The 23,833-nt window shown below is 59.6% G+C and carries 16 protein-coding genes and 1 pseudogene; 5 read left to right on the forward strand and 12 right to left on the reverse strand.

Translation table 11 applies throughout. The features are described from left to right. Nucleotides 1-154 precede the first annotated feature (154 nt). Nucleotides 155-4,237, forward strand: a complete 4,083-nt coding sequence (locus EJA71_RS25165) for a neuraminidase-like domain-containing protein (protein ID WP_158960397.1) — start codon at nucleotides 155-157, stop codon at nucleotides 4,235-4,237. Then, nucleotides 4,230-8,570: a hypothetical protein gene (locus tag EJA71_RS25170; protein WP_158960400.1), complete on the forward strand. Its 4,341-nt coding sequence runs from the start codon at nucleotides 4,230-4,232 to the stop codon at nucleotides 8,568-8,570. The genes EJA71_RS25165 and EJA71_RS25170 overlap by 8 nt, the downstream gene beginning before the upstream one ends. A gap of 9 nt (nucleotides 8,571-8,579) precedes the next feature. On the opposite strand, the gene EJA71_RS25175 is transcribed toward EJA71_RS25170, so the two are convergent. The 6 genes from EJA71_RS25175 to EJA71_RS25200 are packed head-to-tail and all read right to left on the reverse strand — an operon-like array spanning nucleotide 8,580 to nucleotide 15,308. Continuing rightward, nucleotides 8,580-9,911: a DUF58 domain-containing protein gene (locus EJA71_RS25175; RefSeq protein ID WP_158960402.1), complete on the reverse strand. Its 1,332-nt coding sequence runs from the start codon at nucleotides 9,909-9,911 to the stop codon at nucleotides 8,580-8,582. Next, nucleotides 9,908-10,909 (reverse strand): MoxR family ATPase, encoded by a 1,002-nt coding sequence (locus tag EJA71_RS25180; protein WP_158960404.1) that lies wholly within the window; start codon nucleotides 10,907-10,909, stop codon nucleotides 9,908-9,910. The genes EJA71_RS25175 and EJA71_RS25180 overlap by 4 nt, the downstream gene beginning before the upstream one ends. Continuing rightward, nucleotides 10,906-12,069 carry a DUF4350 domain-containing protein gene (locus EJA71_RS25185; protein ID WP_158960407.1) on the reverse strand — a complete coding sequence of 388 codons (1,164 nt, stop codon included), beginning with the start codon at nucleotides 12,067-12,069 and terminating at the stop codon, nucleotides 10,906-10,908. The genes EJA71_RS25180 and EJA71_RS25185 overlap by 4 nt, the downstream gene beginning before the upstream one ends. Then, nucleotides 12,066-13,622, reverse strand: a complete 1,557-nt coding sequence (locus tag EJA71_RS25190; RefSeq protein WP_158960410.1) for a DUF4129 domain-containing protein — start codon at nucleotides 13,620-13,622, stop codon at nucleotides 12,066-12,068. The genes EJA71_RS25185 and EJA71_RS25190 overlap by 4 nt, the downstream gene beginning before the upstream one ends. Further along, on the reverse strand, nucleotides 13,609-14,586 hold the full coding sequence (locus tag EJA71_RS25195) for a stage II sporulation protein M (protein ID WP_158960412.1): 978 nt from the start codon (nucleotides 14,584-14,586) through the stop codon (nucleotides 13,609-13,611). The genes EJA71_RS25190 and EJA71_RS25195 overlap by 14 nt, the downstream gene beginning before the upstream one ends. After that, nucleotides 14,583-15,308: an RDD family protein gene (locus EJA71_RS25200; protein WP_158960415.1), complete on the reverse strand. Its 726-nt coding sequence runs from the start codon at nucleotides 15,306-15,308 to the stop codon at nucleotides 14,583-14,585. The genes EJA71_RS25195 and EJA71_RS25200 overlap by 4 nt, the downstream gene beginning before the upstream one ends. A 181-nt stretch (nucleotides 15,309-15,489) precedes the next feature. On the opposite strand from EJA71_RS25200, the gene sbcB reads away from it, so the two are divergent. Beyond that, a complete protein-coding gene (gene sbcB / locus EJA71_RS25205; RefSeq protein ID WP_158960418.1) occupies nucleotides 15,490-16,920 on the forward strand; it encodes an exodeoxyribonuclease I in 1,431 nt (476 codons plus the stop codon). A gap of 98 nt (nucleotides 16,921-17,018) precedes the next feature. Here the strand turns inward: sbcB and mvaT are convergent, their stop codons facing one another. Further along, nucleotides 17,019-17,396, reverse strand: coding sequence for a histone-like nucleoid-structuring protein MvaT (mvaT, locus tag EJA71_RS25210; RefSeq protein ID WP_007912775.1), 378 nt, complete (start codon nucleotides 17,394-17,396; stop codon nucleotides 17,019-17,021). A 338-nt stretch (nucleotides 17,397-17,734) separates the two neighbouring features. Here mvaT and purU point away from each other — a divergent pair, with 338 nt between their 5' ends. Both purU and EJA71_RS27405 read left to right on the forward strand, forming a co-directional pair. Further along, the gene (purU, locus tag EJA71_RS25215) at nucleotides 17,735-18,583 is read left to right on the forward strand and encodes a formyltetrahydrofolate deformylase (protein ID WP_158960421.1); all 849 of its coding nucleotides are present in this window, start codon (nucleotides 17,735-17,737) and stop codon (nucleotides 18,581-18,583) included. A gap of 85 nt (nucleotides 18,584-18,668) precedes the next feature. Next, complete coding sequence (locus EJA71_RS27405) at nucleotides 18,669-18,845, forward strand: hypothetical protein (RefSeq protein ID WP_178113745.1); 177 nt, start codon at nucleotides 18,669-18,671, stop codon at nucleotides 18,843-18,845. On the opposite strand, the gene EJA71_RS25220 is transcribed toward EJA71_RS27405, so the two are convergent. The 5 genes and pseudogenes from EJA71_RS25220 to EJA71_RS27900 form a co-directional block, all read right to left on the reverse strand. Then, nucleotides 18,829-19,827: a lysylphosphatidylglycerol synthase transmembrane domain-containing protein gene (locus EJA71_RS25220; RefSeq protein WP_158960424.1), complete on the reverse strand. Its 999-nt coding sequence runs from the start codon at nucleotides 19,825-19,827 to the stop codon at nucleotides 18,829-18,831. The genes EJA71_RS27405 and EJA71_RS25220 overlap by 17 nt on opposite strands. Next, nucleotides 19,824-20,600, reverse strand: coding sequence for a DUF2334 domain-containing protein (locus EJA71_RS25225; protein ID WP_158960427.1), 777 nt, complete (start codon nucleotides 20,598-20,600; stop codon nucleotides 19,824-19,826). The genes EJA71_RS25220 and EJA71_RS25225 overlap by 4 nt, the downstream gene beginning before the upstream one ends. Next, nucleotides 20,593-21,684 carry a glycosyltransferase family 1 protein gene (locus tag EJA71_RS25230; protein ID WP_178113746.1) on the reverse strand — a complete coding sequence of 364 codons (1,092 nt, stop codon included), beginning with the start codon at nucleotides 21,682-21,684 and terminating at the stop codon, nucleotides 20,593-20,595. The genes EJA71_RS25225 and EJA71_RS25230 overlap by 8 nt, the downstream gene beginning before the upstream one ends. A 176-nt stretch (nucleotides 21,685-21,860) precedes the next feature. Further along, nucleotides 21,861-22,625 (reverse strand): methyl-accepting chemotaxis protein, encoded by a 765-nt coding sequence (locus tag EJA71_RS27895; protein WP_371043227.1) that lies wholly within the window; start codon nucleotides 22,623-22,625, stop codon nucleotides 21,861-21,863. 93 nt (nucleotides 22,626-22,718) lie between these two features. Continuing rightward, nucleotides 22,719-23,750: pseudogene (locus EJA71_RS27900) on the reverse strand (cache domain-containing protein); the annotation flags it as partial. Nucleotides 23,751-23,833 lie beyond the last annotated feature (83 nt).

Consider the following 23,833-nt stretch of genomic DNA (forward strand, 5'->3'; position numbering starts at 1 on the left):
CAGTTCCAGGAACGTTCATCGTCGTTGTGCATAGCGAAAGCAGCGAAACTTCCATGGATTTTGACCCTATCACTTTTCAGGATGATCAACCCGCCGTCTGAACACTGTTCAGGCGTCAGAGCACCCGCATGGCACAGGCTCAGGAGCAAGGATCATGGCAGTGAACATTCTCGGCGAATTACTGGAAAAACGTCGCTCGGCGCTGGTCGAGTATTGCATCGGCGGCGCAGATGGAAGGACCGACAGGGATTACACCTTCCTCAAGACACCGAGTGATCTGGCCGAACTGCTGCGCCTGGATCCGCTGGACAATTATCAGGTGCAGAGCTCCTGGGTTGCAGAGGCGATCAGCAGTGCCCAGCAATACATTCACGCCGTGTATCGCAAGATGGAGCCGGGGTTTGTCAAGACCGAGTTCGATAAGCAGGATCTGGCCGACTGGGCGCTGTATAGCAATTATCCGGACTGGGCTGCCCTGCAGATGATCGCGGTCTACCCGGAGAACTTCATCAATCCGTTCGTGCGCCAGCGCAAGAGCAGCCTGTTCAAAAACCTTGAGAACAGCCTGAACCAGACACGCCTGAACGCCGATTCCGTGCAGTTGGCGATGCGCGATTACCTGCAGACCTTCGAACAGACCTGCAACCTCGACGTGATCAGTGCCTACATGGACGGCGAGTCGCCGACAAAGGCTGACTATTACTTTGTCGGACGGCAGCGCGAGCAGCCCTTTCAATATTTCTGGCGCAAGGCTCAGGTGGAACTGTCACCGACGTGCACCGGAATCAACCCGGCCGCCTGGAGCGAATGGCAAGCGGTGGACATTGCCGCAGAGGCGCGGATTGTCGACATGCGACCGCTGTTCTGGAACGGGCGCTTGTGCCTGATCTGGGCTGAATGGCGCGACAGCGTGGGAGAGAAAACGGAGCCGCAATACATCCCGCACAAACTGACGATCAACCTCGCGTTCATGACCCAGAACGGCCAGTGGCTGGCGCCGTTGCGGCTGTTCGAGAAGAACTATGAAAAAGATCATTCCCAAGGAGCAAGGTTGATTGCGACCTTATGGGCTGATCAGTTGAATCCCAAGGGTAAACTGGGCATCCAGTTCATCAACCAGACCTCGACCGACCTCCAACTGAAAATCGATATTTTCAGGGATGTCTTGTTTCGGCCGGTGGAAGACGACGGTGAATGGCTTGATGAAATGGTGAAAGCGCGCTTCACCACTCCGGACATCGTTCAGCATCCAGTGTTGAGTCAGGTGACCATAACCTCAGTCCATGGGGCGACAGGGCGTTTGGTGCCTTTTCTAAGGCTTCGGGCGATGGCTTTTCGTTTGGGAGCCAAAGATGTCTTGATGGTTCAGGGCGTTTTGCTGCCATCCACACTGGAAGGGACTGCGTCAGTCACCCTGACACTGGAAAACCCGGCGGGCGGTGACCCAGAACCGTCCACCAAAACCATGACCCTTAGGTTGGGAGGCGCCACTGGGTGGCTCCGGCTCGAGCGTAACAGCGGTGCCGTGGGCAATCCTGTCTTCACGTTTGGTTCGGCGGCCGAGGGGCTTAACACGTTCACCTTGGCTGCCGTCAACCTTGCCCCATGGGCGCCCTCGGCACTGCTTAAAAATACTGCGGACGCCGCGCAGTTTCTGCACTTTAAACAGGACGAAAACGCACTCGAATATGTCCGTCTGAACTCATTGTTTGGTCCGGAACTGGTGCAACGCGCCAGCATTTCCGTCGACGCTATCCTGGACTGGGAAACGCAATTTCTGCCGGAACCCGGGCCAAACGCAAAGACGGATTTCGAGGAACCGAACGGTGCATTCGATGGCGCCAACGGCCTGTTTTTCTGGGAACTGTTTTTCCACGTGCCGCACTTGATTGCGACCCGTCTGCGCGCCGAGGACCGGTTCCAGGAGGCGCAAGACTGGTTGCATTATCTGTTTGATCCGCAGGGGCCGGCCGATCCAACGAGCGTGGCCGAGCTGCAAACTGGCAATCCTCGCCCGCCATACTGGCGTTGCCGCCCCTTGACGAGTGACGGCAATTCAGGCTGTGAAGCCTGGGCGCCGACCGATCCCGACGCGATCGGTTATGCGGCCCCCCGACACCTGAAGATTCTGGTGTTCAGCGAATACGTGAACAACCTCATGGCCTGGGGTGACTGGTATTACCGGCAACTGACCCGCGACAGTCTGGTGGCCGCCAAGCTGTGTTACATCCAGGCCGAATTCTTCATGGGCAAGGCGCCGTCCGCACGTACGGTCAACCAATGGGAGACCAAAACCGTCGAGCAATTGCTGGCGCTGGGAGGCTCGCGCTCTAGTCTGGAGCAGTTTGAAAAGGCGCTGGATTTCAACCTGGCGCAATTCCCCGTGGCCGCTGATCGTGCGCCACTGATGGGGCTGCTGGCGGTCGAGCCGTTCAAACTGCCGCTCAATCAGCAATTGCTCGATCTGTTCGCCTTGCCCGCTCAGCGTCTGCACAATTTGCGCAATAACCTTACGCTCGATGGTCGGCCGCTGTTGCTGCCGCTGTTCAGTCCGCCCACCGATCCCAATCAATTGCTACGGGATCTGGCCGCAGGCAATGTCGGTTCTCCACGGCCCATGGGCGGACGGCTGGAAGTCGGCGCGTTCCGCTGGCGGGTTACCTACGAAGCCGCCCTGCGCGCCGTGCAAACGCTGCAGGACTACGGCAATCAGGTGCTGCGTCTGCTCGAACAACGCGATCGTGCCGAACAGGAAGAACTGCAACAGAACCATCTGGTGGAACTGGGCGCTTATGCGCAGACCGTTCAGGAGCAGGTCATTGCGCAGCTGCAAGCAAGCGTGGCGGCGCTTGAGCAGAGCAAGGTGATGGCCCAGGAACGGGCCGAGGCATACGCGCGGGTGTATGACGAAAACGTCTCGGCGGTTGAATACCAGGTGATGGAAAGTATTCAGCTCTCGAAAATACTCGCCGTGACCTCCTCAGGATTCCAGACGGCGGGGGCGGTGCTAGCGTCGTTGCCGAATATTTTCGGTCTGGCCAACGGCGGCCATCGGCTGGAAGAAGGCCTTCAAGCGGTCGGTTTCGCTCTCGGCATCAGTGCTCAGGGGGTTCAACTGGATGCCGACAAACAGGCGACCACCGAGGCTTATCGCCGTCGTCGCAACGAATGGAACCTGCAGCGCAATCAGGCGCTGGCGGAGATCCGTGCACTGGATGAGCAGATCACCGCGCAGGGTCATGCGGTGGCCTCGGCCCGCGCCGGCCTTGAACAAACCTTGCGTGCCAATGCGCAAGCCTTGACGTTTTATAACTTCCTGAAAAAGCGTGCGTGCAACACCGAACTGCTGGGGTGGCTGCTGGGCCAACTCAAAACCTTGCACTATCAGGCGTATGACGCCGTGGTCAGCCTGTGTATCAGCGCCCAGGCGTCGCTCAGCGCCGAGACTGCGGATTACGACGCGCAGATCCCGTTGCCGCAGATCTGGCTGGACAGCCGTCACGGCCTGACTGCCGGTGAGCACTTGCGTGAATATCTGCTGCGGATGGAGCGCGAGTATCTGCAACGCTTCGAACGGCGGCTGGAACTGGTGAAAACCGTTTCGTTGCGTCGCCTGTTCGAAGACACGACTGACCCGCAAACAGGTGCTCAGAATTGGCCGCAGGCACTGAGCCGATTGCTGGCCAGCGGAACGCTGGAATTCAACCTCTCGCAACTGTTGTTTGACCGCGATCATCCGGGCCATTACTGCCGGCAGATCAATTCAGTGGAGGTCGATCTGCCCGTACTGACCGGCCCCTACGAGGATGTGCGCGCAACACTGCTGCAGGTCGGCAGCATGACTGCGACCAAGGCCACGCGTCAGTCGATTGAATATTTGTATGCGCCGGCAGGAGCGGTGGGGCCGGCGGATGTGCAGATCAACCTGCGCAGTAGCCAGCAAATTGCCCTGTCGAGTGGTTTCGGTGACAACGGCATGACCATTCTGAAACCCGATGAAGGCTTGCTCAATCCCTTCGAATGCACCGGGGCGGTGTCGCGCTGGATACTGAACTTTCCATGGCCGGGCAAGGATCCGCAGAAAACCATGCTGGCTTCATTGACCGATATCATCGTGCGTATCCGCTACACGGCAAAGGTCGGCGACGCGACATTCCTGCGGGTTGCGCAGGACATGGTGGGGCAGGTTGAAACCCGCGAGCCACGCAAGCTTAGAGGAAGTGAACATCATGGGTGAGCCGATTATTCAAGCTGACCAGAGTCTGCTGCTCAACGGTGACTTCAGCGAAAGCATTACCCACTGGACCAAAAACCCGAGCAATTCACGTTGGGTGACCATCTATGGGGACATGTATGGCAGCGAGCCCATCAAATATTTGAGCGCCAGCAATCTTCACTCGGCGTTTCAACGGCTCACAGTGCCGAAAGCGATCAGCCCGGGTGTGCGCTACGTGCTGAGCTTTTTGTATGAGAACAACCATAACGATTCAGGCAACGTGCGGATCAGTGTCGAGGGGTCTGAGCAGCGACAAGACATCGAGCTCCCGGTAAAGCCAGCGTCAGCCCTGGAGCAACGCCGGTTTCAGGCGGCACAAGGGCAGCCCCTGGCGTTGGATCTGCTGCCTTGTGAAACGGTATTGGATCTTGAATTACTGCCCGGTCAAACGCTGCGCGTGGAAATCAGCAGCCCGAACAATGAAGCAAATGACTTCGTCTCCGACATTCGCGTGACCCGCATTCAATTGCTTTTGCATCTGGATCTGCCGCTGCAGTTGCAAGCGTTGCAACTTGATGAAGAGTCGCTACCCCCGGATATGCCCCTGCATTTGTGTCTGGGGGCAGACTTCGACTCGCACAGCGCAGGTCACCGTTTGCGTTTCTCCCCCACGGACGACAGCGACTGGCTGGGCACGCAAGCGGCGCTGACGATCCAGAACAATCCGCAAGGCGCGATTCTGCCTCGCCCCGATTGGGGGTTCGATCAGCCGCTGGACAATGAATGGCAGCTCAGTTGCCCCTTGATCGGCAACGACGAACCCTATCTGTTTACCTTGCAACTGCTCAACCAATACACCGCACAACCCTATTCGCTCGACGTATCACTGGGGCATCACCGCTTGGCGTTTCGCGATGCACTGGAGGCCGCCTATTACCCGGTGCTGGAATATGGCCAATCCGTACGTCTGGGGGTGCAGGTGATTTCCTGGTACACCTCGCAGGTACTCGAAGGGCGCACGGTGAACTGGGCGGTGGAGGGCCAGGGATTCAAAGCGGCCAGCAACACCGATGACAACGGTTGGGCCTATTTCGACTATTTGCCGATGACCGATGGCGACTTCACGATTGTGGCCTCAGTGGACAGTCCGTATTACCAGGCGGGTATCGTTTCCGAGACCTTTGCGGTGAAGGTACTGGCCACGGATCCGTGGAAAGAACTGCTGGCGGTGACCGACGCGGGGCAAGCGCCGTGGCCGGACCGGACCGGCTATCCCAATCGTGGCGCGAACTACCCGCTGCAAATCAAAGTCCCCGCTGTCTTGCAGGGAACCTCGTTGGCGCTGGCCTGGAGTGGCGATTCGCCTGAACAACTGGGTGTGATGATCAGTCCGGCGCTCGACGTTCCGCTGCCCGTCGATGCAACCGATCTATCGTGGACACTGACCAGCGAAGATCGCCTCGACGGCCTGTTCAATTTGCAGTTGTCCTGCTCGAAACTGAAATTGCCTTCGCCCTTCAAGCGCATGTCACTGGCGCGCAACGTGGTGAGGATCGGCGAGGTGCGTGAGGCCAACAAATACCCGGTCGTCGATGAAGAGGAAAGTGTCCTGCTACGGGTGCAGGTGCTGCATGACGTCGCGTTGGGCGATGGTGATCCGGTAGTCAATGCGCTGGTTGAATGGGAACTGCCCGGCGGGGAACTGCGTCAGGCAAGCACCGGTACGGGAGGCTGGGCAAGTGTGCTTTATACGCCGACGGTCGCCGGTGACATGGCGATCGTTGCCAAGGTTCGGGCCCATTCCGAAGCGCTGGCGGTCGAGCGTATTTTCAGTGTGACAGCCTTGGCCACCAGTCCATGGGCCACTGCGGTACGCATTCTGCTGGATGAGACGGAAGTCGACCGCAAGGTGCTGGGTTTGCTGTGTTGGCGTGGTCAATCTCACACGCTCAAAGTCGAGGCATTGCCCGACAGTATGCTGATTGGCAAAAGTATCTCACTGCACTGGAGGGGCGCTGATCCAGCCATCGGTTTAAAGGTGAGCGGCCTGGAGTCAGCCACGCCACTCCCTGAGACCGGCGGCCTCACTTGGACGCTGAGCTCTGAAGAGAGCCAAAGCCTGAGCAGTCTGTTCGACTTGAAATTAACGAGCGAAGGCATCACGGATCGCGAATTGTCCGGACGGCTGATAGCCACCGACCTGTCGCAGGAAATGAATGTTGTGCTGGATCAGGTCGTTGCGGCGCCTGGCCAGGTGCTTTATCCGTGTCTCGGCGCGCTTCATCTATATAGCTTCAGAACCCATGCGCTCAGCCCGTTGGTGGGGCTTGGTGTGCCTCTGGCCTGTTCAGTCGAGCCGGAAGAATTGGGTGCAACCGTGGAGCCTCCGTTTGGCGTTGAACAGGTGCTGACGGATGGCGGCGCCAGCTGGATGTTTGACTTCTCGAGCAGTCGCGCGCCTGTTGCTTTCGAATTGCATTTTTTCATCGACGCCCTGCGTAAATTGGCATCGAACAACCAGATCAACCTGGACCACAACCGGCTCAAGATCGAGCCATCACGCGAGTTGCCGGTGGATCCGGTCGTCGGGCAGCAACCGGCCACGCTGTGGACTCGAGTGGTCTCGCACTACACCGAAGCGCCGGTCGAAGGCGCGCCCGTTCAATGGACAAGTGGACATTCAAGCCCCACCGATGCTCACGGCTGGAGCAGTTTTGCCTTCGCCCCGCTGACGGCTGGCGCCCACGAGGTATTCGTTAGCGTTGTCAGTCCCTACGATGGTTATGAACAGCGCCAGTCGATGTCGGTCATGGCGCTGGCCAATGATCCTTGGGCAAGCTTGAGCGTCAGATTTGACGGGGGCAATGCGTATCCATGGGGCCAGAACACCGTCTTTCCACGGCGCAAGGGCCAACATCGTATCGAACTGCTGGCGCCCGACGACAACCCTTTGATCGGTCGTCAGTTGACACTGGGCATGACCGGCACCGGTCCCGCCGAACTGGATATTCGTTTCGAATCCGGAAAAGGGCTTGGTACACCCCTGCCTTTCCAAGGCGTGGGGTTGGTCTTTCCGTTTGTCGTGGGCGACGTACGCGATGGCAACTTTAGCCTGCAACTGGCGGCCGAGCGGCTGGTCAGCCTGTCGCCGGCGAATGCCATGTCGGTCGGTGTCGGTACGCAGGTCTTGAAATTCGCCGACAGTGCGCGGGCCCGGCAGGTGCTGGACTGGAACGAGGAACTGATCGAGCACGTAACGTTGATCTCCTCCATTTCCGGCAAGCCCATGGTCGGCATCGAAGTGACCTGGACCCACGCGGAGTTCGGCACGCAGACCAGCCTGACGGATTTCTATGGTGTCGCGAGGCTGCGCTTCACGCCTCGTACGCCAGGGGCTTCGGTGCTGAAGGCGAGGGTGGGGGATGAGGTGTATTCAGAGTCGGTGGGACTGGATTTCACGCTGAACGAGCCGCGCGAGATCAGTGCTTTGTATGAGTCGGTTGACTCCAGACTTGCGCCGGATGTGTCCAAAGCCCATGCCCATGCCAAGGTCGTGTCTGCCCTGACGGGTGAGCCTTTGGCTGGGGTCGAGGTTTTCTGGGATTACAATCAACACGAACTAGGTTCTTCATGGACCGATGCGCGAGGTATCGCCGATTTGGTGTTCGCTTTCGTCGCTGAGCAGGCAGGTGTTTTGACCGCTATCGTCAAAGGAGGGTTGGCTGGTTGGGACTCTGAAACGCTGTTGATCACCTTGCGGGATGATTACTGGAATCTCGTCGAAATCCAGGCTGACCCTGATTCCGTTTACCCTGGAGAGTTCGTTCGAATCTGGGCGAAAGTGCAGGGCCGTGAAACAGGATTGCCGGTTGAAGCGGCCAGCGTTCACTGGACTTTGGCCGCAGAGGACATCGGAACGACATCGACGGGTCATGATGGAAAGGCCCATATCACGTATAGGCCAGTGGCTGTTGGCGAGCATGACTTGAGCGCCACCGTCGTCAATCTCGATGAAAGTTCCAAGAGCCTGACATTGACGGTACTGCATCCTGCTACGCACCCCGGGCATGGAAAATTCGAAGGTTTTCGCGCTCTGGAGAACCCTGTGGGGGCGCACTCGATCGTTAAACTGGAAGGATTTCTTGTCGCCAGTGCTACGGGCGAGGCTTTACCATTCAAGAGACTTGAATTGCGTTTGGATTCGCAGACACCCACATATCTGACGTCGAACGCGGAAGGAAAATTCGGTTGGGAGATTTGGGTAAGGGAGCCAGGTTCCGTATGGGTTTCCGTGACTTTCGAGAATCCGGTAGGCAGCCCTTCAAACGACAGTTTTCTGTTGACGATCATTTGAACATGGTCATCAGGTAGCCCCGGCTCTTTTCCAGCCCAGATAGCGCGTCACCAGTTCCGCGCCCAGCTCCATCGGGCGCGCATCCACCACCGGCACGCCATGGGCGCCCAAGCGCTCATGGAGTTCGGCGCGGTCATTCAAATAAGCGAGCGTGCCGCAATAGGTCAACGCCTCGGGCAAGGTCTGCACCGTTGCCTGTCGCTGTGCATCGAGCAGATCTTCGCGAAGACTCACCACCAGCACCCGATGCTGCTGGCTCAATCGCTTGACCGCGCTCAACAGCTCCTCATCGTCTTCATCGCGTAGATTGGTCACCAGCAGCACCAGCGCCCGACGCTTCTGGCGGGCGAGCAACTGAGTCACGGCAGCCTGGTAATCGGCGCTGTGTTTGCTGCTGTCGAGGTTGTAGACGCTGTTGAGCAGCACGTTCAATTGCCCGGTGCCTTTGACCGGCGCCAGATAACGCGGCTGATCGCTGGCAAAGGTGCTGATGCCCACCGCATCGCCCTGCCGCAGGGCCACATAGCTCAACAACAAACAGGCATTGAGCGCGTGATCGAAGTGCGACAGCTCGCCGTCCTGGCTGCGCATGCGCCGGCCACAATCGAGCATGAACAGAATCTGCTGATCGCGATCATCCTGATACTCGCGGGCAATGGGTGTGCGCTGGCGGGCAGTGGCTTTCCAGTCGATCTGGCGCAGGCTGTCGCCTTCGCGGAATTCGCGCAGTTGATGAAACTCCAGACCCTGACCGCGCCGTTGGCGCTGACGCACGCCGAGCTGGCTGAGCCAGTTGTCCACCGCCAGCAGTTCGCCGCCATATAAACGAGCGAAATCCGGATAGACCCGTGTGCTGTCCACGACATTGAGCAGGCGCTTGCCTGACCACAATCCCAACGGGCTCGGCAGGTTGATTTCGCACTGTTCGAAGCTGAAATGACCGCGCCGTAATGGCCGCAGTCGATAGCCGATCTGGCTGATGTGTCCGGGTTGCAATTCGACGGTCAACGGCAGGTTTTCAAAGCTCAGACCGTCCGGCACATGATCGAAAATCTGCACGTGCACCGGTTCGACAAAGCCGTGTTGGACGTCCAGCCTCACGCCGCCCCAACGCCCCAGCGGCAGACTGCCGGGCAGTTGTCGTTTGACCTCGGGCGAAGGCAGGCGCCTGAGGCGCAGGCCATCGATGATCGCCAGTGCGAGCAAGGCCAGCAGCAAGCCCCAGTTGATCGGCAGCAGACTGGCGGGCACTTCGACTTGCAGCGCCTGCAAGGTGCCCAACACCACGCTGACGGCGAGCAGGGCCGCCAGCCAGATCAACAATAGGCGCGCAGGTTTCACAGGCGTGGCGCCGGCACTTGATCGAGCAATTGCTGGAGCACCTGATCGACTTGCAGGCCTTCGATATCCAGCTCTGGGGCAATGCGTACGCGATGGCGCAGCACCGCGAGCGCGCAGCCCTTGATGTCATCCGGGATCACGAATTCGCCACCGCGCAGCAAGGCACGGGCGCGGGCGCAACGCACCAGAGCAATGGAGGCGCGTGGCCCGGCACCCAGCGTCAGCCCCGGCCACGTGCGAGTGCTGCGCGCCAGTCTGACGGCGTAGTCGAGCACCTGATCATCCAGTGGCAGGTCACTGGCGATACGCTGCAGCGCTTGTACATCCTTGGCCTGCAGGATCGTGCGCAGGGGCTGGACGTCGAGCATGTCGGCGCGGGTCGAACGGCTGACCTGACGCACCATGTCCAGCTCCTGATCGGCCTCGGGATAATCCATGCGCACCTTGAGCATGAAACGGTCGAGTTCGGCTTCCGGTAATGGATAAGTGCCTTCCTGTTCGATCGGATTCTGCGTGGCCAACACCATGAACGGCTGTTGAATCGGCAGCGCGCGACCCTCGAGGGTGACCTGGCGTTCCTGCATGGCTTCGAGCAGCGCGGCCTGGGTTTTCGCCGGCGCGCGGTTGATCTCGTCGGCCAGCAGCAGGTTGGTGAACAGCGGGCCTTTGCGCAGTTTGAACTGCTCGGTTTGCAGGTCGTACACGGCGTGGCCGGTGACGTCGCTGGGCATCAAGTCCGGGGTGAATTGAATGCGCGCAAACTCGCCGCCGAAGCAACGGGCCAATGCCCGCACCAGCAAGGTCTTGCCCAACCCCGGCACGCCTTCGAGCAGAACGTGACCGCCGGCAATCAGCGCGGTCAACACGTCATCGATCACCGCGCCCTGGCCGATCAGCGCCTTGTGCAATTCGCTGCGCAGCGCTTGCGCCAACTGGCTGGCGCGCTGGCGTTGCTGGGCGGCATGGCTCGCGCTGCCGGGCTCGATCTGTTCACTCATAACGCATTCCTCAAGGTTTGCAGGTGGGCAACCTGACGGGTGAATTCAGCGCTGGAGAGACGCTGATTCGCTCGCGGGCTCAGGGCCTGGCTGATGGCGCGGGTGGGTTGCCGGGTCAGGCGCGATAGCACCAGCCATTGTTCGGCAACGTTCAATTGGTCGAAGCCGGGATGACGGCGACGGGCGCGGCGCAACACATCCTGTTGCAAGGCTTGCAACAGTGCGTGTTGACCGTTGTGGCGCAGCAGGAAATCAGCGCTGGCACGCAGGTGTTCCTGCAATTGCCGACGGCCGCTCGGCGTCGGCGCCTGCACGGGGCCGTGACGCAGGGCTGCCTGCCACAGCCACAAGGCGATCAAGGCGAACAGCGCGACGATGGCTTGGGGGAAATACCGCCAGAGCAATGCCCACAGGCCATCGTGTTCAGTGTTGAAGATCAGGGTGATGTCGGTGTCGGCAGTCAAATACCAGAGCAGCCAGGCGTTGTCGTATTGACCGATGTCGGAAGTTTTCCACAGCTCGGCATCGGTGACGACGGTGATCGTGCCGAGGCCGTACGCCAGTTGCATCATGTGCGTGGCCTTCGCGCTGTTGGCCCAGGCCTGAGCAAGATTTTTCGGGTCATCCAGATGAAAGAAGGTGTTGAATCCCGCATAGGCCGGTGCGTCTTCGTCTTCCAGATAGAGCTTGGTCAGATTCGGGTAGCGGTCTTTTTCCAGATCCTTTGGCGGGTCCTTCAGGTCATGGCTCAGGGATTGATGCAATTGCACCCGGTCGAGCAGCAGGTCATTGCTTTGCTGGGCCTTTTCATCCCACAGGGATTCGGCGACAAACACCAGTCGTCCACCGGCGCGGGCCCAGTTCAGAACCTGATCGGCCTGACGTGGCGACATCCGCGAGCGCTCGCCGAACAACAGCAAGGTGTGCCCGTGTGGATCGATGTCTGCCAGCTCGGCCAACGTCTCGGCATGATTGACGGTGAGGCCGCGTTCACGCAGGAACATTTCTGCAGCCAGATACGGGTTGGCCTGTGCAGCGGGAGACGGGCCGTGATCGACCAGTTCCTGATACGGCGTGGCCTTGAGGTACAGATAAACGCTCAACGCCCCGAGCACGACGACCAGCAACGCCCCGAGCAGCCACAGCGTGCGGCGGTTCAACGGGCGACGCCTTTGTCGAACAGCGCACGCCAGCCATCGCACAGTTCCTGTTGCAGATGCGCGGGCGGAACCCGATGCCCGTAGGCCATGTTTTGCCAGTGAGTGGTCAAGTGGCGGCTGTAGGCGAGCAGTTGCGGACGCTGCAATTGTTCGATGCGGGTCAGCACCTGATTTTCGGTATCAGCGGGTTTGAGCGTCAGGTCGAACTCGTGCAACAGATGGCTGAGCAGCCCTCGATAAAGCAGCCCCAGTGCGGCGCGGGGCTCTGACAGCCAGAGTTGTTCGGCGCTGCCGGCGATATCGTCGGGCAAGGTTTCACGACTCAGGTCGAGGCCGAAAGCGTGTTGCGGCAGCGGTCGTTTGTTGCGTTTGGGTAATGTCGGCCGGCGACTGACGAAGGTCCGGAAAAATTCGCGATAGCGCCAGATCAGCCAGCCGAGCGCCGCAAGCAGTGCGCCCCACAACAGCACTTCAATGACTTTTGCCAAGGCATTGAGGTGCTGACCATCGAGCCAGCCCAACAGGGTTTTCAACCATTGCGGGGCCTCACCGGATTGCTTGTCCCTAGCCTCGGTGGCCGGGTCGTCACCGAAACGGTAACGCGTGACCGACTCCTTGTTCTTGAACGGTGCCTGTTCCAGCAGACCCTTGATGCTGTCGCGCGAGGCCTGGCTGGTGAGCGGCTGATTCAACAGCCGTGGGGCGCTCGGAGCATCCGGGGCAGTGTCCGGTTCTGCGGCCCACACGGGTTGCAGGGTTGGCAACAACAGACAGACCGCCAGCAACAAACCGAGTACACCGTTGTTCAGGCGTTGGCGCAGGCGCCGGAACACCAGTTCAATGTCCCAGGCTTCCAGTTGCGTGCGGCGATTCAGGTACAGGCTGAATCCGCAGGCGACATAGATCGGCTCCCACACCACGAGGATCAAGGCATAAAAAGCGTTGGTCAGATGTTCCAGCCGACGCCACTGATGCTCCGGGCCGAAGACCAGCGACTGCCAGTCCCAATCGGTTTCGATCTGCTGGGGCAGGAGCATGTAGAACAGCACCATCAAACCGATCCACAGCGCCGTTTCCAGGTGCACGCCGATGATGGTCAGCCATTGCGCGGCGCCGGCATTGCGCTGCAGCAACACTTGCAGGCGTTGTTGTCGAGCGCTGCCGTCGAGGCCTTCGAGTTGCATCACCGGCAGCAGAAAGCTGCGGCTCAAACTCAGGCGACGCCACGTCAGGCTGGCGAGCAATTGCGGTTTGAGCAATGTCGGGAAATGCCACAGAGCCTGTTTCAGTGTTGGCGTTTCACCGAACAGCGCCTTGGACAGAATGAACAGCGGCAGGCGTTCGTATGCCGGCTTCAGCCACCAGAAAAGGAATATCGCCAGCGAAGGTGAATCCCACAGCAACAGGCTGAGCAAGGCGAACAGCGGCAGGGTGACGATGGCCCAACTGGTCATCAGCAGACGCCGATGTTGCTGGCTCATCAGCACACCCAGGTCCATGGCTTCCCAGGTCGTGCGCGGACGGATCACCACGGTGGCGTCACTCAGGCGCATGGCGGGTCCTTCCGGCGCACAGCAGGTAAATGGCGACGATCAGCCACAGGGCGGCGCCGACGGCATATTTGATCTGCGGGGTGACGCTGGTTTTCGATGACCAGTAGGCCTCGATAAACGCTGCGATCAACAGGAACAACATCACCCCGCAGACCAACAGCACGCTTTTGCGTGCCGCCACGCGCAATGACTCCCCGCGTGTGAGGCGTCCCGGCGCAATCAATGCCCAGCCGAGTTTCAACCCCGCCGCGCCCGCCAGGGCAATTGCCGTCAGCTCGAAAGCCCCGTGACCGATGACGAACGACCAGAAGGTCTGACCGAAACCGATCTCGCTCAGATACCCGGCCACCGCACCGATGACCATGCCGTTGTAGAACAGGAAGAACGCGCTGCCCACGCCCAGCAGCAAACCACTGGCGAAGGTCTGGAAGGCAATGCCGATGTTGTGCATCACGTAGTAGCCGAACATCACCCAGTCTTCGCTGGCCGCGCGTTCGATGGGGCGGCCCAGATGACCGGCGACAGGGTCGTACATGCCTTGCGTCTCGCGTACCTGATCAGCGGGAATCAGGTGGAAGATCAGGTCGGGAAACAGGTATACCAGCACACCGACGCCGATCAGGCTGCCGAAAAACAGCAACCCGGCGCCGAGTACAAAACGCCATTCGGCACGCACCAGTCGCGGGAAATCGGCCAGGACGAACCCGAGCAGGTTGGCGGCGAGTCGACTGCGATGACGGTAAAGTTGTTGGTGGCCACGCAGGACTTGCTGTTGCAGCGAGTCGATCAGAAAGCTGCTGTAACCACGTTCCTGTGCCAGCGCCAGTTGCTGGCAAAGTCGCCGATAGGCCTTGGGGAAGCCGGCGACTTGTGAGGTGTCCTTGCCATGTTCAAGGCGTTCCAGGGCGAGAGTGAAACGCTCCCATTCGGCCTTGTGGTGATTTTCGAAAAGGCTCTGCTTCATGTTGGCCCCAGCAAGCCGCGAGCGATGCCGTTGAGTTCCGTGATCGCTCTGGGGGCCGAAATATGCAGCGGCTGCGCCAACAGTGCAGCCAACTCGTTGGCCCGTTCCGCGGACAGCTCGTTCTGGCGCTCGGCGAAACCGAGCACGGCGCGTTGTTCGCTGAGGGTCAGTGCAACCGGGGATCGCCGGGCTTCGGCGTCAGGCAATTGCGGGCGCTGCAGAGGCTTTTCGCTGTAAACCACCAAGGTGCCGGCGGCGATGTCGCCGAGGCGTTTGAAGGTCGGATGTTGCAGGCAACTGATGGCGCCGAAGAAATAGCCGAATGGCAGCAGATCGACAAAGCGCAGCAGATTGCGCAGCAGCGAAGCGGACCAGCCGACCGGCGTGCCGTCATCGTGCACCACCCGCAGGCCCATCCATTGTTTGCCCGGTGAACGGCCCTGGCGCAGCACTTCGAACAGCACCATGTACCACCAGCTCACCGCGAACAGCAGCAGCGAGCCCAGCCCCATGCCGAGTTTGCCGAGGAAGGCGAGGGCAATGAACAGGGCGCCGAGAATCAGCCCACGCAGGGCGAGATCGATGGTGAACGCCACGGCCCGTACCATCAACCCGGCCGGACGCAATGGCAGGTCGATGCCTTCCGGCGTTTCGACCTGATGCCGCGTGTCCAGCGGCGGGGCCAGCGGTGCTTTCCTTGGCGGTGCTGTCGGCTCGAGCATGGGCTTCCTGATGTTGGCCTGTTCGGGGTGCAAGTGAGTCCGATGCTAGCAGCCTCTCGGGGGAAAACGACATAACTATGTATTGCACATCATGTGAGGCAAGCTGCTTGAATGACGCGAGGCTGGCCGCGACAGCGGTTGAGCGCCTAGACTTCGCCGATCTTCAGTTCAGGAACCGCCCGTGACTTCCATCTTCTGGTACGACTACGAGACCACCGGCATCATTCCCCGTAGCGACCGCCCGCTGCAGGTGGCCGGGATTCGCACCGACCACGCGCTCAACGAAATCGACGAGCCGGTCAATCTCTATTGCCAGCCCAGCGAAGACATCCTGCCGCACCCGGCCGCGTGCGCTATCACCGGTATCACCCCCGGCCAGCTCGCCGAAAAGGGCTTGAGCGAAGCCGATTTCATGACCCGGGTGCACGCGCAACTGGCTGCACCGGGCACCTGCGGCGCGGGTTACAACACCTTGCGTTTCGACGACGAGATGACCCGTTACAGCCTGTATCGCAATTTCTTCGATCCTTACGCGCGTGAGTGGCAGGGCGGCAACAGTCGCTGGGACCTGATCGATGTGGTACGCGCCGCCTACGCGTTGCGCCCCGATGGCCTGGTCTGGCCCACCGATGGCGAGGGCCGCGTGAGTCTCAAGCTCGAGCGCCTGACCGCAGCCAACAATATCGATCACGGGCACGCTCACGAAGCCTTGTCGGACGTGCGCGCAACCATCGCGCTGGCTAAATTGATTCGCGAGAAACAGCCGAAACTCTATGACTGGCTATTTCAGTTGCGCAGCAAACAGAAAGTGATGGATCAGATCCGTCTGTTGCAGCCACTGGTACACATCTCGGGGCGTTTCTCGGCGGCGCGCAGCTATGTCGGCGTCGTGCTGCCAATGGCCTGGCACCCGAAAAACCGCAATGCCTTGATCGTCTGCGATCTGCATCTGGACCCGCAGGGTTTGCTCGACCTCGATGCCCAGACCCTGCGCCAGCGTCTGTACACCCGCCGCGATGATTTGCTCGAAGGCGAATTGCCGGTGCCGCTCAAGCTGATTCACATCAACCGCTGTCCGGTCGTGGCGCCACTCTCGGTATTGCGTACGCAGGATCAGCAACGGCTGGGCCTGGACATGGCGCTGTATCAGCAGCGCGCGCTGCGACTAACTGACGCACAACAACTTTGGAAAGATAAAATATCGGCCATTTATGCCAGCGAAGATTTCACCCCGAGTGAGGATCCGGAACAACAGTTGTACGACGGATTTATCGGTGATCGCGATCGGCGTCTATGCGAACAAGTGAGAACGGCTGACCCTGCACAATTAGCGCAAGAGCAATGGCCTTTCGATGATGAACGTTTACCCGAATTACTCTTTCGATATCGAGCGCGCAACTTTGCCGAGACGTTGAATTCTGAAGAGCAAGAACGCTGGCGGATATTTTGTCAGCAGCGTTTGTCCGACCCAAAATGGGGCGCGCCGAATACCTTGAATTCATTTGCAGAGGCAGCAGAGCAATGGCTGGTAAGTGCATCGCCGATGCAGAGAGAGGTGCTCACTGAATGGCAGAAGTATGTCGAGGCATTACGCAAACGTTTGAATCTTTGAAATCGAACATGACCGCGGTTAAATTCCGCGCATAAAAAAACGCCAGCATTCGCTGGCGTTTCTTTTTATCGCAGACGGGGCTGCGATGCGATTGCGGCTTAGCCCAGCAGGGTAGCCCAGCCTTCAACCACGTCACCGCCCCACTTGGCTTTCCACTCTTTCAGAGTTTTGTGGTTGCCACCTTTGGTTTCGATGACTTCGCCGTTGTGCGGGTTTTTGTATTGTTTAACTTTGCGAGCACGCTTGGTGCCGGTAGTTTTGACTGCGCCGCCACGTACTGCTTTGGTTTTTGCTTCCGGGTCCAGCAGCGCGATGATGTCACGCAGGGACTTGGAGTATTCGCCCATCAGGGTGCGCAGTTTGCCTTCGAATTCCAGCTCGGCTTGCAGTTTGTCGTCTTGCGACAGGTTCTTCAAACGGGCCTGCAGCTCTTTGATAGCTTCTTCGGTGGCGCGATATTCGTTGATCAAGGACATGATTACTACCTTATGTAGAATGCTGAATGGCAGGGGGACAGTGCCGCAATAATAGTCAGGCTGTTTCATCAAGTAAACATTTAACCGGGGTTTTTATTTAAATTAGTTACGAGAAACAGCCACCCTTTGAATATTCAGTTAAATAGTGTGATCCAGTCATCACAGATATTCACAGTTGTCGGATCAAACCTCGCCATTAGAGCGCCATCACCCTGTCGATTGCCCCGTCGAAAACCCCTGCGACGAGAGCCTGCCGGCGCCAATGGTCATCAATACTGCAGTTTTCCTGCGCAGTCGCTAGAATGGCGGCCTTTGCGAAGTTCTGGAGTTTCCCCCTCATGCGCACCTATCGTCTGGTGATTTCTTGCCCGGACCGCGTTGGCATCGTTGCCAAAGTCAGTAACTTTCTGGCAGCCCACAATGGCTGGATCACCGAAGCGAGCCACCACTCGGATAATCAGGTCGGCTGGTTCTTCATGCGTCACGAAATTCGTGCCGATTCGTTGCCGTTTGGAATCGAAGTGTTGCGCGAGAAGTTCGCGCCAATCGCCGAAGAGTTCTCGATGGACTGGCGTATCACCGACACCGAGCAGAAAAAACGTGTGGTATTGATGGCCAGCCGCGAATCGCACTGCCTCGCGGACTTGCTGCACCGCTGGCACAGCGACGAACTGGACTGCGAAATTTCCTGCGTGATTTCCAACCATGATGACCTGCGCAGCATGGTCGAGTGGCACGGCATTCCTTATTACCATGTCCCGGTCAATCCGCAGGACAAGCAACCGGCCTTCGACGAAGTGTCGCGTCTGGTCAAACAGCACGACGCTGAAGTGGTGGTGCTGGCGCGCTACATGCAGATCCTGCCACCGGACATGTGCCGTGAATACGCACATAAGGTGATCAACATTCACCACAGCTTCCTGCCATCGTTCGTCGGCGCCAAGCCGTACCACCAGGCTTCCCTGCGTGGCGTGAAACTGATCGGCGCGACCTGCCACTATGTGACCGAAGAGCTGGATGCCGGCCCGATCATCGAGCAGGACGTGGTGCGTGTCAGCCACAGCGACAGCATTGAAGACATGGTGCGTTTCGGCCGTGACGTCGAGAAGATGGTGTTGGCCCGTGGCCTGCGTTATCACCTCGAGGATCGCGTGCTGGTGCACGGCAACAAGACTGTAGTGTTCTGATCTAACTCACGCAGACTTGATAAACCAAGGGCTTGGGCGTTCAATCGCTCAAGCCCTTTGTTTTTTGATATCCGAGGACATGCTCATGAGTGATCCACTGGACAAAGCCACTTCCAAAGCGCCCGCGACGTTGGGCGAGGGATGTCTGAGTCGCTATGACCCGGATGACCTGAGTCCTGAAGACGGCACCGAGTTTCCGGACGCCGCGCAATTGTGGGAACAACTCAAAGAACAACAGGAAGAAACTAAGAAGTCTGTCTGACGCTCATCAACTTCTTCAACAACGGCCGACCCAGCATCAACAGAAACACCGGGCCACCGACCAACAGATAGAAGTAATACGTCACCACTCGCCAGATCAGGATCGCCGCCGCTGCTGTGGATTTACCCACCAGCGGCGCCAGCAGTGCCGCCGAAGTCAATTCCGCCGCCCCGGCACCGCCCGGCAACAGACTGAATTGCCCGGCGCCGAGCGACAGCATCTGCACCAGAAAACTCCAGGCCCACTGCAAGTCCGCGCCGAGCCCGCGCAACGCCAGATACAATACGCTGTAGCGCAGCAACCAATGCACGCACGTCAGGGCAAACACTTTGACCAGTGTTTGCCAAGGCAACTTCAAGGTGTCGGTGAATGCCGCGAGAAAGTGCAGCAACTTGCGCGCCCAGCGCCGTCGAGTCATGGCGCTGACGTTCATCCTGGCCAACAAGTGCCCGCTCAGGCGAATCAAGGCGCGGTGATAACGCGCCACCAGCACGCAACTGAACAACCCACCAAACAACGACACCGCGCTGACCATCAGCAGCCATTCCAGGCGATCGCTGAGGTGCTGAAACAGCGCGTAAATCAGAATCCCGCTCAGCGCACAAAGAAAGAACAGCAGATCGCTCAGTTGATCCATGGCGAACACCGCGCTGCCCCGCGCCGGGCGCACACCGCTACGGGCAAGCAGGGCCATGATTGTCAACGGCCCGCCACTGCCGCCGGGTGTGGCGCAGTAGGCGAATTCGGCGGCCATCACCACGCCGAGACTTTTCAGCGGCGTGACCCGGTCGCGCTGATCGCCGAGCAACAGACGCAAACGCAGGGTGTTGATGCCCCAGCAGAGCAGAATCATGCCGAACATGATCAACAACCACTGCAGCGGAAAACTTTGCAGACGCGTCCAGGTGTCGCCACCGCCGAGTACGATCGGGATCAGCACGGCCGCGAGCAGGCCGATCAGCAACAAAACACTGCGGCTCATGCGGCGCGTTCCAGTTGACCGCGCTGTCGGGCGAGCCAGTTGATTTTGGTCATCGGTTCGCGTCCTTCGGCGAGCAAACGTTCAAGGGTGTGCAGCCAGTAATCTCGGGAAAAACCGTGACGCATGTCCACGGGGTGCAAGCCTAGCCGAATCACCGGCGCCTCGCGCCAGCGCTGCTCACGCTGTTCGCTGACCAGCTTCGACAAGCCCCGACGCCAGGCGCTGCGGGCGCTCCAGACCAGACCCGGCGCGTCCATGGCGGTGAATTCCGGTAATCGATAAAGATGCTGAGGATCACTGGTGTAGCTCAGCGGCAATTCGCGCAGAGCCTGGCGGGTGCCATCGCTCATCAACCACGCCGGGGCGACAAAACCGTGCAGGGGCCAGTCATGGCGCTGGAACACGTCGATGCCGGCACGCAAGCGGGCGAGGGCGGCTTCACGGGACAAACCATAGAACTCGCCTTCATGGGTGTAAATGCGGCGCATGAACCAATCGCGCGGCGTGGATGGGGTGGGCTCCTGGTCGTCGTGGAAATACCCGTGCAACGCCAACTCATCGCCACGGGCGACGCGCTCATCGAGCATTCGACAGAACGCCGGATGGTCGTCGAGGGCACCACGGCGGTGGAAATCCGGCACCACCAGCCAGGTCATCGGCACATTGCCCAATGCATCAACGGCTTCGACAAAAGGTTGATAATCCGCCCACGTCGACGGCGCCACATCATGCAGCACCAGTAATACCGCGGGCGCACGCGAGGACTCAAGCATTGGCCACCCGTGGCAAGGTGTGGCCGAGGACGGCGTGATAGTGACTGAGCAGGCTGTCGACCACGGTGTCCCAAGCGTAATGGCGCTCCACGTGCTGCCGTGCTTGTTGACCGAGTTTTGCGCAGCTGCGGCTGTACAACTCGCGCACCGCATTGGCCATCGCCTGCGGATTGTTTGGCGCACACAGCAGACCGCAGGATTCGTCGACGATTTCTTCGAACGCGCCGGCAGCGACAGCGACCACCGGAATGCCGCACGCCATGGCTTCGAGGATCACCAGACCAAAGGTTTCCTGATCACCGGCGTGCAGCAGTGCATCGGCACTGGCCATCAATCGCGCAACCTTCGGTGCCGGGCAGAATTCGTCGATCACCGTCACGTTATCCGGCACCAGCGCCGGCATCGATGAACCGACCAGCAGCAGGTGATAGCGCGGGCCGAGGCGCTGCATGCACTTGAGCAGCACCGGCAGGTTTTTCTCTTTGGAGCCGCGTCCGGCGAAAATCAGCAGACGCGTGTCTTCGGCCAGACCCAATTCTGCGCGCAGACCGGGATCACGAGCCTCGGGGTGGAAGGTTTGCAGATCCACACCCAGCGGTTGCACGTAGACGTTGCGCACGCCGAGGCCGATGAGTTTGTCGGCCATGACCTGGCTTGGCGCGAGCACGCGGTCGAAGTTGCCGTAAAGCCTGGTGACATAAGCCTCGACATTCGGTGTGACCCAATGGCCCATGCGATTGCTGACCAGCAACGGCAGGTCCGAGTGGTAGAAGCCGATGACCGGCACGTCCAGCGTCCGCCGTGCGTCCAGCGCCGCCCAAGCGGTGAGGTAGGGATCGCCGACTTCGATCAGATCCGGCTGCAAATCCTCCAGGACATTTCGCCAGGGAGCCAGACGCAGCGGAAAACGGTAACCCTTGCCGAAGGGCAAGGCCGGGGCCGGCACCGTGTAGAGGCCGTCGTGTTCGCCGAAGTCGGCGCCGGGGATCAGCAGGCTATGGCGAATACCGGGTCTGACACCCAACCGGCGGTGCTTGGCATCCAGATAAGTGCGCACGCCACCGCTGGCCGGGGCGTAGAACATGGTGATGTCGGCGATGTGCACGGTGATCAACCCTCCGCTGCTGAGTTCTCCCTTGGTTGACCTTTATCCAGAATAGATGTTCGGTCGGGATTGAGCGGTGGGGGTGCAGTGAGTTTTTGTGCTGTTTGAAAGGGCCCCTTCGCGAGCACGCTCGCGAAGGGGCCGGCGAGCGCGCCTTAAATGCGGAAACTGCCCACCAGTTGCTTCAGACGCGAAGCCTGCTGCTCCAGATCCGAGCAAGCTCGCAGCGTCGCCTGGAGGTTTTCCACGCCTTCCTGGTTCAGCGTGTTGATCTCGGTGATGTCGACGTTGATCGACTCGACCACAGCGGTCTGCTCCTCGGTCGCGGTGGCCACCGACTGATTCATCCCATCGATTTCGCCGATGCGCTGGGTCACGCTGTTGAGGCGCTCACCGGCGAGGTTGGCAATCTCGACGCTGTCCTGACTGTGACGCTGGCTGTCGCTCATGGTGCTCACCGATTCACGGGCGCCGACTTGCAGCTCCTCGATCATGGTCTGCACCTGTTGCGCCGATTCTTGCGTGCGGTGCGCCAGATTGCGCACTTCGTCCGCCACCACGGCAAAACCACGGCCAGCCTCACCGGCGCGCGCCGCTTCAATCGCGGCGTTGAGCGCCAGCAGGTTGGTCTGCTGGGAAATGCTGGTGATCACTTCGAGGATCTGGCCGATGTTCACGGTTTTACTGTTCAGCGATTCGATGTTGCTGCTCGACGCACTGAGCATGCTCGACAGTTGATTCATCGCCTTGATGCTGCGATCGACCACTTGCTGGCCGTCTTCGGCGAGTCCGCGGGCGTCACTGGCCTGGTTCGACGCTTGGGCGGCGTTGCGGGCAATTTCCTGCGCGGCGGCGCCGAGCTGGTTGATCGCCGCAGCCACGCTGCTGGTGCGCGAGGCTTGCTGATCGGAGTTGTACATCGACGAGTTCGACGCTGCGACCACGCGCAGCGCCACTTCATTGACCTGGCCGGTGGCCGACGAGACTTCACGGATCGAACCGTGAATACGTTCGACGAAGCGGTTGAACGCGGTGCCCAACACGCCGAACTCATCGTTGTTGACGATGGTCAGGCGTTTGGTCAGGTCGCCTTCGCCGTCGGCAATGTCTTCCATGGCGCGGGTCATGACGTGCAACGGCTGGATCAGAATACGGATCAGCATGCCGAGCAGGGCAAGGATGATCGCTACGGCAATCACCGTGGCAATCACTGCTGAGGTGCGGAATTCGCTGAGCATCGCGAACGCCTGATCCTTGTCCACCGACAGACCGATGTACCAGTTCACTGACGGCAGGCCTTTGATCGGCGCGAAGGTGACGATGCGGGTCTTGCCATCGACGGTGACTTCGCTGAAGTCGCTGCTGATGCGCGGGGTGTCCTGTGGATAAGCCTCTTTGAGCGACTTCATCAACAGCGCTTTGTCCGGGTGCACGAGGATCTTGCCGTCGGCGCTGACCAGGAACACATAACCCATGCCGTCGAAATCCCGGGCGGCGAGGGTGTCGACCAGCGATTGCAGGCTCAGGTCGCCGCCGACCACGCCGACGCTCTGGCCGGCCTTTTTCGAAGCGGTGGCAATCGAGATGATCAGCTGACCGGTGGCCGCGTCGATATAGGGTTCGGTCAGGGTCGACGCGCTGCTGCCTTCGGCACCTTTATACCAAGGGCGCACGCGCGGATCGAAACCGTCCGGCATCTTGGTGTCCGGGCGGATGGTGAAATGGCCGGTGGCATCGCCCAGATAGGTGGCCATGAACGTCGAGGTCAGGGCCTTCTGTTCCAGCAGGCTGGCGACGGTGGCCGGTTCCGGGTTGATGGCGATGTTCTGGGCGGCGTTTTCGATCAGCAGGATGCGACCGGTGAGCCAGGTCTGGATATTGCCGGCGGTAACCTCACCCATCTCGTTGAGATAGTTGTTCAGGTCATCGCGGATTGCGTTGCGCTGCAACCAGTCGTTGTACAGCGTGAACGAGGCGAAAGCGGCGATGACGATGAGAGCGGCGGCAAGCAAAATTTTATGGCTGAAGCGCAGATTTTTGTTCATGGCTTGGGGTTCCGCTAAGGTCTTAATGTCCAGGGCGTGCTTTTATAGAAGCGCGCAAAATGGGCAACGGTGAAAGTAAGCTG

This window comes from Pseudomonas sp. PB106 (assembly GCF_009764645.1).
In the GTDB taxonomy this organism is placed as follows: domain Bacteria; phylum Pseudomonadota; class Gammaproteobacteria; order Pseudomonadales; family Pseudomonadaceae; genus Aquipseudomonas.